Genomic DNA, 11,713 nt, shown 5'->3' with positions numbered 1-11,713 from the left:
CTAGAGCACCGCCAACGCTACGCCTACCATGGCAAACAGCAGGCTCATCAACCAGAAACGCTGCACGATCTGCGTTTCGCTCCAACCGGAGAGTTCGAAGTGCAAATGCAGCGGCGACATTTTGAAGACGCGCCGCCCACCGGTGAGCTTGAAGAAGCTCACCTGGATCATGACGCTGAGAATTTCGCTGACCGGGATCACGGCGATCAGCGGCAGCAAGATCCACTGCCCGGTCATCAAGGCCACCACGCCCAGGCAGGCGCCCAGTGCCATCGCCCCGGTATCACCCATGATCAATTGGGCGGGGTGCACGTTGAACCACAGGAAGCCGAACAAGGCGCCCACCAGCGTGAAGCAGAACTGGGCCAGGAAACTCTGGCCCTGCAGCAAGGCGATGCAGCCGAAGGTGGCGAAGGCGGTGGCGCTGATCAGCCCGGCCAGCCCATCCAGACCATCGGTAAAGTTGACCGCGTTGGCCGAGCCCACAATGATAAAGACCGCCACGGGGTAATACAACCAGCCCAGATCAAATTCAATGCTGGCACCGGGCAAATACAGATCCGGCACATGCAGCAGCTCGCGCAGGGCAAAGGCCAGCCCGGTGGCCAGCACAATTTGCAGCAGCAGCTTGTTGCGGGCGCGCATGCCCTCGCCGATCTTGCGCTGCAGCTTGCGAATATCATCCAGACTGCCCAGCCCACCGAACATCACCATCGCCGCCAGCGGCACCAGCACCGAGAGCCCCACCCCGCTCAGCCCGATCAGTGAGACGGCATTGAGCAGCACGGTGACCAGCAGCACGGGCAGAATAAACATCACCCCGCCCATCGTCGGCGTGCCCACTTTGATGATGTGGCGCTCGGGCGCTTCGAGGCGAATGCTGTCGCCGACTTCGAGGCGGCGCAGGATACGAATCAACGGCCCACCCCAGATCACGGTGAGGATGAAGCTGACGCCAGCCAAAACCAGCGCGGTGGCGCTACCGTTCATTCTTTTCCTCCAAGTCAGGCACGATCTTATCCATATGTACCGCCCGCGAGCCCTTCACCAGCACCACATCGCCGGCGGCCAGCGCATCCTGCAAGAAGCCCAGCGCCGCCTGGCTGTCACCAAATTCGTGGATGGCCGTGCTGTTCAGCCCGGCCTGACGCGCCGTCTCGGCGATGATGTGAGCCCGCGGGCCTACCGTCACCAGCAGCTCGACCACGCGGGCGGCCAAGTTGCCCACGATGCGATGGCCCTGCTCCTCGTACTGGCCAAGCTCTAGCATATCGCCTAGCACGGCCACTTTGCGTCCTTCCAGCTCGCCCAGCAGGTTGAGCGCCGCCACGGTCGATTCAGGCGAAGCGTTATAGGTGTCATCCAGCAGCAGCGAGCCGTTGCGCCCCGGCACGGCCATCAGGCGCAGTTGGGCGTTGCCAATGCGCAGGCCGCTCAAGATCGCGCCCCAATCCATGCCCTCTACGATGCCCACTGCGGCTGCACGCAATGCGGTGTGCACCGAATGGCGCCCGATCAGCGGAATACGCACATGCAAAGTTTCGCCTTGATAGTGCAGGCGGAAGCGCACCCCATCCAGGCCGAGGCCCTCGATGTGATCGGCCCACAGATCCGCTTGCGGCTCGAGGCCATAGAAGAATACGCGCGCAGCGGTGTCTTGCGCCATGCGGCGCACATAAGGGTCATCATGGTTGAGGATCGCTACACCCTGGGCTGGCAGGCTCTTAACCAGCTCCGCCTTGCCCTGGTAGATCGCTTCCTGCGAGCCGGCCCGCGAGGCGTGCACCGTACCGACATTGGTGACCACGCCAATTTCCGGCACGGCAATATCGGCCAGCAGCGCGATCTCGCCAATGACGTAGAAGCCCATCTCGAGCACAGCGCGCTGCGTATCAGGGCGGATGGAGAGCACGCTCAGCGGCAGGCCGATCTCATTGTTGAAATTGCCCGCCGATTTGAAGGTGCGGAAGCGCTGGCTGAGCACATCCGCGGTGAGCTCCTTGGTGGTGGTTTTACCCACGCTACCCGTGATGCCCACCACGCGCAGCTCGCTCAGGCGGCGGCGCCAAAAGCGCGCCACCGTTTGCAGAGCCGGCAGGCTGTGCGGCACCACCAGGCACAGCGGCGTGCTGAAAGCCGCCGCGTCCGGCAGCGTGCCGCTGCGCAGGTCAAGGTTGGTGTAGCCGTCCAACGGGTGCTCCACCAAGGCGGCGCTGGCGCCGTTGGCAAAGGCGGCGGCCACGTAGTCGTGCCCGTCGACATGCTCACCCTGCAGGGCAACGAAGAGGCTGCCCGCGGCGGCCTGGCGCGAGTCGTGCACGGCGCCGCTCAGCGGCAGGGCCTCGGCCGCCGCCGGGCGCTGCTGGCTGAGCGCTTCGATGACATCGGCAAGAGTGAGGCTATTCACGCTCATTGCTGGCTTCCCTGCCCGGAGTTGGATACCGCTCCGGCGAATTGGTAATTGGGGGCAATGCCCTGCAGCACCACCAGGCGCTCGACGATATCGGCAAACAGCGGCGCGGCCACTTCCGAAGCCCAGGTTGAAGTCTCCGGGCGCTCCAGCCACACAAACACGATGAAGCGCGGGTTCTCCACCGGCCCCCAACCGATGAAGGAGGTATTGGTTTGATTCTGTTCGTAGCCGGTGGGCACGGGGATCTGCGCCGTGCCGGTTTTGCCCGCCAGGCGATAGCCCGCCACCATCGCCAGCGAGCTCTCGCCTTCCAGCGAGTTGGCCAGCATTTCGTTCATGGTGTGGGCCGTTTCAGCCGAGATGGGCTGGCCGGCGAACTGCGGCGGAATGTTGTACTGCGAGCCATCCTGAATGACGGATTTGACGATGTGCGGAATGACCATCTGGCCGTCGTTGATGAAGGCCGAAACCGACATGACCATTTGAATGGGCGTGACGGCAATGCCCTGCCCGAAGGTGTTGGCGCCCAGATCGGCCAGATACCAATTGGGGTCACCGGGGCGCTTCACCGTACCGTTTTGCTCACCAGCCAGATCGATGCCGGTGGGATGGCCAAAACCGAAGCGCTCAACGTACTCGTAGAACTTCTCCTGGCCGAGCTTTTCGCCCATCCACACCAGGCACACGTTGAGCGAGTGCTGCATGCAGCCTTGCACCGTCTGCAAGCCCCAGGCGCGGTTGTTCCAGTTGCGCACGGTGATGCCGCCGATGGTGTAGGCGCCCTGATCGAGGAATTCGGTTTCGGGCGTTACCACGCCTTGATCCAGCGCCGCCGCGGCGGTGATCACTTTGAAGATCGAGCCAGGCTCATAAATTTCGCCGATGGCGCGGTTGTAGGGCGTGCTATCGGTGTAGATATCGGCGTAATCGTAGTATTCGTTCAAATCCATGCGCGGCGTGGAGGCCATCGCCAACAGCTCGCCGGTTTTGGGGTCCATCACGATGGCGGTGCCCGATTCGGCGCCGGTTTTGGCAATGTGGGCATCCAGCGTATCTTCCACCATCGCCTGGATCTCGCGATCGATAGTGAGCACCAGGCTGGCGCCGGCCGGCACCTCGGGGCGCTCCTGGGCGCGGGTGGGCGCCACCGGCACCCAGATGTTCTCCGGCACGCCGGCCAGCAGGTTCTGGTATTGCTGCTCAACGCCGAAGTAGCCCAGGCTTTCGCGATTAACAAAGCCCAGGATGTTCGAGGCCAGGTCGCGCTCGGGGTAGCTGCGCGCCAGACGCGCCGTACACTGCAGCGCATACAAAGCGGGATCGTTGGAGCAGCGCGTGGAGTCCATATCCACCGGCTCGCGCGAGACATCGTAGCCCTTGAGCAAGTTGATCTTCTCAGGCAGCACATAGTTGGCCGCTACGACGTAGATCGCATTCTCGGAGGCGGGAATGCTGGCCTGGGCCAGCACGGTGTTGTAATCGGCACCGATCAACGCGCTGAGCGCCATGGCGATGGCTTGCGGATCCGTGACCGCTGCCAGGTCAATACCGATCTCGTAGACGGTGCGGTTGCCGGCCAGAATGTTGCCGTTGCGGTCATACAAGATGCCGCGCGGCGGCTGGATCTCGCTCTGCTGGCGGCTGTGCAGTTCGCCCAGGCGCAGGAAGGTTTCGGCCTGCGGGCTGTGCTGGATGCTGTAGGTTTTGTACAGGATCAGCACGCCGAACAGGGCGAAGAAGCCGGCCATCACCAGGTAGCGCCAGGTGTGCTCGCGCGGCATTTAGTAGCCCCCCAGCAGACCGAAGCCGTATTCGTCAAACAGTTGGCCGGCCCAATCGAGCAGCGATTGGGTGTACGCATCCGGCAGGCGCGGCACGCCAGCAAACTGGCCACCGGCACGCGGCGCCAACTGCAGGCTGGCGCGGCCACGGTAGCCTTCCACTGTCAGGTAGGTCACCGCGCCGGGCTGCACCGGGGCGAAGCCGCTGGCTTCGGCGCGGGCTTGCATGGCCTCGTTAGAGGTCAGCCCCGCCCACTGGCTTTCCAGGTTCTCGATCTGCTGCTGCATGCGGATGCGCTCGTTTTGCAGGTCCTGTACATAGCGCCCGGCGGTGGAGGCGCGCGCCGTGACGTTTAAATACAAACCGGCCAACAGCGCCAGAGCGACAATGGCCGCGGCAATCAAGCCGATCAATTGCATTTGTTGCCGCCATGGGGTCTGGCGGTATGCCTGTACAAAGCTTTTGTTTCGCATAATAGCTGGCCCTCCAGCCAGCGGTTTGGCCCTGGCCCCGCGGTTGCGCGGTGACCAAAGCTGCAAAACTCGGTGCAAAGCCTGTGCCTAACGGCACCTGATTTTCTTAAAGTTTCTGCGCCAGGCGCTCAGCCACGCGCAAGTGAGCGCTGCGTGCCCGCGGGTTGGCAGCTACTTCCTGCGGGCTGGCCGCAACCGGCTTGCGGGTCAGTTCCTTCAGGCTGGCGGTGTGCCCGCAGGTGCACACCGGCTGGCCGGGCGGGCAAATACAATCCCGGCTCTCCTGGCGGAAGTACTGCTTGACCAGGCGATCCTCCAGCGAATGGAAGGAGATGATCGCCAGCCGCCCGCCGGGCTTGAGCGCCGCCAGCGCCTGCGGCAGCACGGCCTGCACTGCATCCAGCTCGCCGTTGACGGCGATGCGCAGCGCCTGGAAGCTGCGCGTGGCGGGGTGGATTGCGCCGCCCCGGCCGGGGCGCTTGCCGCCAAGCGTCTTGGCTACCAGCTCGGCCAGCGCCCGGCTGCTGTGCAGCGGGCGGGCCGCCACGATAGCGCGGGCAATGCGGTGCGATTGGCGCTCTTCGCCATAGGCGTAGAGCAGGTCCGCAAGCTCGGCTTCGGGCAGCGTATTCACCAGGTCGGCGGCGCTGCGGGCGGCCGCCGGGTTGAAGCGCATGTCCAGCGGGCCATCCTTTTGGAAGGAGAAGCCGCGTGCGGCCTGGTCAAACTGCATGGAGGAGGCCCCCAGGTCGAGCAGGATGCCATCCACCGCGCCCCACCCCAGCGCCGCCAGATGCTGGGCCAGATCGGCATACGAGCCATGGCGGATGTGCGCCCGTTCACCGAAGGGCGCTAACCGCTGCGTGGCCAAGGCCAGCGCCTCGGGATCGACGTCCAATCCCAGCAGTTGGCCGTCCGGGGAGCTGCCCTCCAGCAGCCCCCCGGCATGCCCACCGGCGCCCAGCGTGCCATCGACATAGCGGCCGCCCGGCGTGGGTGACAGTGCTGCGAGTGTTTCTTTGTAAAGTACCGAAAGATGCGCCGCCGCAGCGCGCTCCTCTGCCTGCATGCCTAGCTCTTTTGGGCCAGGTCTACGCCTGAAAAGCTGGCGGGGTCTGCTTTCATCGCCTCATCGATACGGTTGCGCACGCGGGCCCACGCCTCCTGCGGCCAGATTTCAAACTGGTCACTGATGCCCACCAGCTTGACCTCGGCGCCGAGCTTGAACTCCTCGCGCAGGAACTGCGGGATGAGGATGCGGCCGCTGCCGTCAGGCTCCACACGCTCCGCCTGGCCGGTGATCACGCGGCGCAGATCGCGCACCTTGGGATCGGTGATACTCAGCGCCTCGAGGTTGCGCACCATGGCGGCGAAGGCCTCTGGCAGCATCACCACCAGATTGCCATCCAACCCGCGCGTGATGACGCCGCCCTGTGCCAGCAGTTGGCGGAAGCGGGCCGGCACGGTGAGGCGGCCCTTGTCATCGATGGAGTGAGAGTATTCGCCTAGAAACATAAGTTCTATTTATGGGTTAATGGCAGAACGCCGGGATAGTCCCGGCGCTCCACTTTATGCCACTTCGTCCCACAAGTTCCCATATTATAGGCAGGATCGACCCACAATGCAAGTATTTGCCCCACGAAAAGTTAAGTAATTAGTACTAGTGAGGGGGAAGAGTGAGCAGGGAACAGGAAGCAGGGAGCAGGGAAACCAGCGGTCAGCGATTAGCGATTAGTAGTTAGCGATTAGTAGTCAGCGGTCAGTCGTAAATACTGCTTAACCACAAAGGCACAAAGGACACGAAGACAAGCTTTTGAGATTTGGATTTTATCTGCGCCTATCTGCGTTCATCTGTGGTGATTTGCCTTTGATGTTGCCTTTGCAAGATGGCGAACGTAACTGCTTAACCACAAAGGCACAAAGGACACAAAGTTAAGCCTTTGAGATCTTGGGTTTTATCTGCGCCTATCTGCGTTCATCTATGGCGATTTGCCTTTGATATTGTCTTTGGCACAAAGCCAGCTTCGGGAGATTTTGGGTTTATCTACGTATATCTGCGTTCATCTGCGGCGATTCGCCTTTAATATGGCCAAGTGACATTGCCAAAAAAAAAAAATGGCACAAAAAGGTTTCTTTGTGCCCTTTGTGTCTTTGTGGTTGCTGTTGGCTTTAGCCTACATCGCGAGCACCAGAGCCGCGGCGCGCCGCATCCAGCAGCTCGGCCGCATAGGCATCATGCAGCAGCGCCGGCACATTCGTGCGCCGCCCCACCGTGCGCAAAGCGGCCTTCTCCGCCCAGATGCGCTGCACGATGAAGGGCACATCGCGCTGCAGATCCTGCGTATCGTAAAAGAGGCCCAGCCAGGGATGGCGCTGGCGGATATCCGCCAGCAGGGCGCGGCGCAGGCCGTTGCCGGAGTACGGGAAAGAGAGCGTGACGCGCGCCTGCCCGGTGATGGCCTGCACCGCACGGCCCGACTCCACGATCTCCGCTTCGATCTCGGCATCGCTCAGCGTGGCCAGCTTGGCATGGCGCACAGTATGCGCGCCGATGGTGAAGCCATCCGCGTGCAGGGTACGCACCTGCTCACGGGTCAGATACGGCGTGCGTTCCTGCAAATAGGCCTTCACGTCCACGCCGAGCATTTTGGCGGTCATATCGATCACGCCTTCTTCGGCAGCCTGCTGGGTCTTGATCCAGCGCTCAAAGCTGGCCGCATCCGAAAGGCTGAGCCCTAGCGCATGGTTCAGGCTGGTGAGCACCATTTTCACCGCATCACGCTCGAGCGTACGCACCTGCTCGATGCACAGCGAGGTTTTGTTGCGATAGAACATGCTGGCATTGTCCAGCCAACTGGTCGTGACGTAAAACGTGCAGGGGATGCGGTACTTGAGCAGCAACGGGCGCACCACACTGTAGCACTCGCTGAAGCCATCATCGAATGACAGGTGCACGGCGCGCCGCGGCAAGGGCTTGCCTTCCACACGGTGCGCCTCGATCTCAGCATCGCTGACGGGATGAAAGTGACGCTGCAGGTATTGCAGCGCAGCCTCAAAACGCGCCACGGGCTCCGGGGCGTAAAGGTGCTGCACATGCGGCAGATACGCGTCGGAGACGGAGTGATAAAAGAACCCGATCACATCGCGAGCAAAGACCGCGCGGTACACGCTCAGCGGCAGTATGCGCCCCACCCCACGCAGCAGTTTCCCAGCCAGTGCCCTCATTTAAGTAAACACCATATCACCATCGGTATAGTGCTGCACGAAGCTGCCCGCCGCCATGGCTTGCGCCAAGGGGCTATCGGCGTGGTGCGGGTGTAGTTGCAGCGTGCGCTGCAGGCGGCGCACCAGCAGCGGCCGCAGCCAGCCGGGCAAGGCCGCCGCCAAGGCCGCCTCGCCCTCGATGATGTGGGCGCGGCGCGCGCGGGCGGCCTGCACGGCGGCGGCCAGCCAGGGGCGCGGCGGCAAAGTAGCATCCAGCGCCTTGAGCACCCCACGGCCGCGGATCTGCGAGAACTGGAATAGCGCATAGTGCTGCGCGTCCCCCACGGCGAAGATGGTGAAACCGGGGCGCCAATCGGTGAATTCATAATCCAAGTAGGCGCTCGCAGAGCGCCTACTTGGTAACACCCAGGGCTGCTGCAGCGTCCAGTTCAGCACCGCCGCGTCGCGGTAAAAGTGCGTGCCCTGCGGCGCGGGCACGGCGAAGGCCTGGGGCGCTGGCAAAGCGGCCGCGGCCGAAGGCCCAACCGCGGCCTGCGCCAGCGCCAAGAACAGCGGGCGCAGCAGCCAGCCGAACAGCGTTTCAAAGAGGCGATGGAAGACGGCTTGCACAGGCTCGATCGTCAGCTTCAGCCCAACCAGGCTGGCGAGCTTGCGCAGGCCGCGCAGCAACAAACCAAGCGGGTTATAACGTCCGGCGACCTCAAAATCGAGGCGTATATACGATAGTGGGGCAACTTCCTGAAAGCCAAACTTGGCGCTGACGCGGCGCGCCGGGGCGCTGCCCACGATGGCGAGGTCAACGTCGAGGTCAATGGCCGCCTGCATGAGCTGTGAGCCCAACCCTTTGCCGAGCATATCTTTGCTCACCGCCCAGGTGGTGAGCCAGTGCACGCGGTGCAGTTGGCCCGCATGGGCCAATTGCACCGCAGCCAGGCCGAAGTAGCCCACCGGGCGCTCCCCCTGTAGGGCCAGCAGCAAGGCCACATCGTCTGGCGTGGCGTGCGGATTGTGCGCCATGGCGCCGGCGCGGTGCTTGGTGATGGGAATAAAGCTGCCCGGCGCGGCACCGTCTACATAGCGGGCGGCAACAGTGGCCAGGTCTTTGAGCTTGATGCGCTCAATGCGAATGGAGTCCATAAGGATATGGGGATGATACCAAGGATGAACGCAAAGGTCGGTTAGTCAGGTGGCCGGTTAGTTGTTAATCGTTAATCAAAGGCAATCATCGACGCTAGAAATAGCCGCAAATGCCAAGCCGGGCCAATAATCTACCCATCTGTCATTCCGAACCGAGCGCAGCGAGGGAGGAATCCTTTAGGGCATGAAAAAAAACCGCACATCTTCTGAGAACTGAGCGCAGACCGCGCAGCTAGGCCAATCTACCCATTTGTCATTCCGAACCGAGCGCAGCGAGGGAGGAATCCATTAGGGCATGAAAAATCCACACATCTTCTTGAGAACTGAGCGCAGACCGCGAAGCCGGGCCAATCTTCCCATTTGTCATTCCGAACCGAGCGCAGCGAGGGAGGAATCCATTAGGGCATGAAAAATCCACACATCTTCTTGAGAACTGAGCGCAGACCGCGCAGCCGGGCCAATCTGCCCATCTGTCATTCCGAACCGAGCGGCAAAGCGCAGGAGGAACTTTTAGGCATGAAAACCCGCACATCTTCTGAGAACTGAGCAAGACCCAGCTAGGCCAATCTACCCATTTGTCATTCCGAACCGAGCGCAGCGAGGGAGGAATCCATTAGGGCATGAAAACCCACACATCTTCTTGAGAACTGAGCGCAGACCGCGAAGCTAGGCCAATCTTCCCATTTGTCATTCCGAACCGAGCGCAGCGAGGGAGGAATCCTTTAGGGCATGAAAAAAAACCGCACATCTTCTGAGAACTGAGCGCAGACCGCGCAGCTAGGCCAATCTACCCATTTGTCATTCCGAACCGAGCGCAGCGAGGGAGGAATCCTTTAGGGCACAAAATAATTTGCGGAAAGGCGTGGGGATTACTTACGGCTTAGAGCTTACGGCTTAGAGCTTACGGCTTAGAGCTGAACGCTGATAGCTAACCGCTAATAGCTAACCGCTCTCCGCTACCCATACCTCTCCACCACCGCCATCACCTGCGCATAATAGCCGCCACCGAATAGATTCAAATGATTGAGCAAGTGATAGAGGTTGTACACATCAAAGCGCTCGCGCCAGCCCAGCTCCAGTGCACGCACTTCGGTGTAGGCGGAGTAGAACTCCCCCGGAAATTGGCCGAACAGCGCAGTCATCGCCAGATCGGCTTCCGCCCAGCCGAAGTACGCCGCCGGGTCGATGAGCGCAGGCGCGCCCGTGGCACCAGCGAGCACATTGCCGGCCCACAGATCGCCATGCAGCAAGCTAGCTGGCTGCGGCGGCACAAGCTGCGGCAGCCGGGCGGCCAGGCGCTCAACCGCGGCAACTTGATCAGCACTCAACAGAGAGTGGCTATGCGCAAGATGGGCCTGGTGGTGTAGACGCCGTTCGGCGAAGAACACATAGCCATCGGCCAGCCAGCCGTTGGGCTGTGGCGTGAGGCCGATGTAATTGTCGTGCGCAAAGCCAAAATGCGCCTGGGTGTGGGCGTGCAGCTGCGCCAGGCCGCGCCCCAGCTGCGGCCAGTAGCCTGCCGTCCGAGCGGCCGGCTGCAGATCCTCGAGCAGCAGGAATCCCTCGTCCACCAGGACAACCGCGGGCACGCGCAGCGTGCGCGTGCCCGCCAGTGCCTCTAAGCCCTCAGCCTCACGCGCGAACAGATCGGCGGGTGCGTTGGCGTTGGTCTTTAAAAAGAAATGCGCACCACTCTCCGTCACCAGGTGGGCGCCGTTGTTGATGCAGCCGCCCGCCGCGGGAGAGCTGGCAACCACGCCGCCGTAGCCCTGTTGCTGCAGCCAATTGGCGACGCCCTGAGGAATCATTGCGGCGCAGAAGCGTCATCCGGCGCAGCCGGATGTCTTCTGCCAGGCTGCGCAGCAGCTCCTGCTTCAAGCCAGCGCAGCAGGCCGCGCACGCTGCGCTCCACGATGTCGTACACATGCTCGAACCCCTGCGGGCCGTCGTACCAGGGGTCGGGCACGGCCACAGCGCCATCGGCCTCAGGGTCAAAACTACGCATCAAGTGCACCTTGGCGGCCTGCTCCTCGCTGCGCGCCAGGGCGAGCAGGTTGTTCATGTTCTCCAGGTCCATGGCGATGACCAGATCGAAGTCTTCCAAATCTTGCGCGTTTACCTGGCGGGCGCGGCCATCGTAGACAAAGCCGCGGCGCTGCGCCGTGCGGCGCATGCGCTCATCCGGCCGCTCGCCGATGTGATAGGCCGAGGTGCCGGCAGAGTCCACCGCGTACTTCTCCCCCACTCCCGCTTCGTTGGCCACATACTCGAAGAGCTTCTCCCCCAGCGGGCTGCGAATGATGTTGCCGAGGCAGACGAAGAGGATGCGTGTTTTAGCCATGCGGCGATGATACCAAAGTGAGATTAATCGGTTAGTCAGTTGGTCGATTAGTCGATTAGCCGATTAATCAGTTAGTCGATTAATCAATTAGTCGATTAGTCGATTAGTCAATTAGTCGACTTAGCCCTCTTCGTCTTTGCGAGGAGTGCGCGGCTGCGCGTAGCGCGCAGCGCCGACGAAGCAATCTCCAAGCCAGATGCGAAGTCAGGTGAGTTTGCAACGCCCTAAAGGATTCCTCCGCACCGCTAGCGCGGCTCGTTCGGAATGACACGTATCTTCTACGCGCGATAGCAAAAAGGGGCGGGTCCTAAACCCGCCCCTTTTTGAAAAGGCTGAGCAAGC

At 62.0% G+C, this 11,713-nt stretch carries 10 protein-coding genes; all 10 read right to left on the bottom strand.

Features of this window, described 5'->3' with window-relative positions; all coding sequences use genetic code 11:
• The 10 genes from mraY to KF821_00245 all read right to left on the bottom strand — a co-directional run bounded on the left by mraY (position 1) and on the right by KF821_00245 (position 11,371).
• Positions 1–990 (bottom strand): phospho-N-acetylmuramoyl-pentapeptide-transferase, encoded by a 990-nt coding sequence (mraY, locus tag KF821_00290; protein ID MBX3004250.1) that lies wholly within the window; start codon positions 988–990, stop codon positions 1–3.
• Positions 980–2,413, bottom strand: coding sequence for a UDP-N-acetylmuramoyl-tripeptide--D-alanyl-D-alanine ligase (locus KF821_00285; protein MBX3004249.1), 1,434 nt, complete (start codon positions 2,411–2,413; stop codon positions 980–982). Before KF821_00285 ends, mraY begins: the two co-directional genes overlap by 11 nt.
• A complete protein-coding gene (locus KF821_00280; GenBank protein ID MBX3004248.1) occupies positions 2,410–4,194 on the bottom strand; it encodes a penicillin-binding protein 2 in 1,785 nt (594 codons plus the stop codon). The genes KF821_00285 and KF821_00280 overlap by 4 nt, the downstream gene beginning before the upstream one ends.
• Positions 4,195–4,668 carry a hypothetical protein gene (locus KF821_00275; protein MBX3004247.1) on the bottom strand — a complete coding sequence of 158 codons (474 nt, stop codon included), beginning with the start codon at positions 4,666–4,668 and terminating at the stop codon, positions 4,195–4,197. It abuts the gene before it with no gap.
• 106 nt (positions 4,669–4,774) lie between these two features.
• Positions 4,775–5,737, bottom strand: a complete 963-nt coding sequence (rsmH, locus tag KF821_00270) for a 16S rRNA (cytosine(1402)-N(4))-methyltransferase RsmH (protein MBX3004246.1) — start codon at positions 5,735–5,737, stop codon at positions 4,775–4,777.
• A 2-nt stretch (positions 5,738–5,739) separates the two neighbouring features.
• Positions 5,740–6,183 carry a division/cell wall cluster transcriptional repressor MraZ gene (mraZ, locus tag KF821_00265; protein ID MBX3004245.1) on the bottom strand — a complete coding sequence of 148 codons (444 nt, stop codon included), beginning with the start codon at positions 6,181–6,183 and terminating at the stop codon, positions 5,740–5,742.
• 654 nt (positions 6,184–6,837) lie between these two features.
• Positions 6,838–7,893 (bottom strand): polysaccharide deacetylase family protein, encoded by a 1,056-nt coding sequence (locus tag KF821_00260; GenBank protein MBX3004244.1) that lies wholly within the window; start codon positions 7,891–7,893, stop codon positions 6,838–6,840.
• Entirely contained in the window at positions 7,894–9,030 is a 1,137-nt protein-coding gene (locus tag KF821_00255; GenBank protein MBX3004243.1) for a GNAT family N-acetyltransferase, read from the bottom strand.
• A 956-nt stretch (positions 9,031–9,986) separates the two neighbouring features.
• A complete protein-coding gene (locus KF821_00250; GenBank protein MBX3004242.1) occupies positions 9,987–10,838 on the bottom strand; it encodes a fructosamine kinase family protein in 852 nt (283 codons plus the stop codon).
• On the bottom strand, positions 10,835–11,371 hold the full coding sequence (locus tag KF821_00245) for a low molecular weight phosphotyrosine protein phosphatase (GenBank protein ID MBX3004241.1): 537 nt from the start codon (positions 11,369–11,371) through the stop codon (positions 10,835–10,837). Before KF821_00245 ends, KF821_00250 begins: the two co-directional genes overlap by 4 nt.
• Between the last annotated feature and the right edge of the window lie 342 nt (positions 11,372–11,713).

The sequence above is a fragment of the Anaerolineales bacterium genome (assembly GCA_019637755.1).
Lineage (GTDB): Bacteria > Chloroflexota > Anaerolineae > Anaerolineales > UBA11579 > JAMCZK01.
This window is presented reverse-complemented; position numbering and strand designations above follow the sequence as displayed.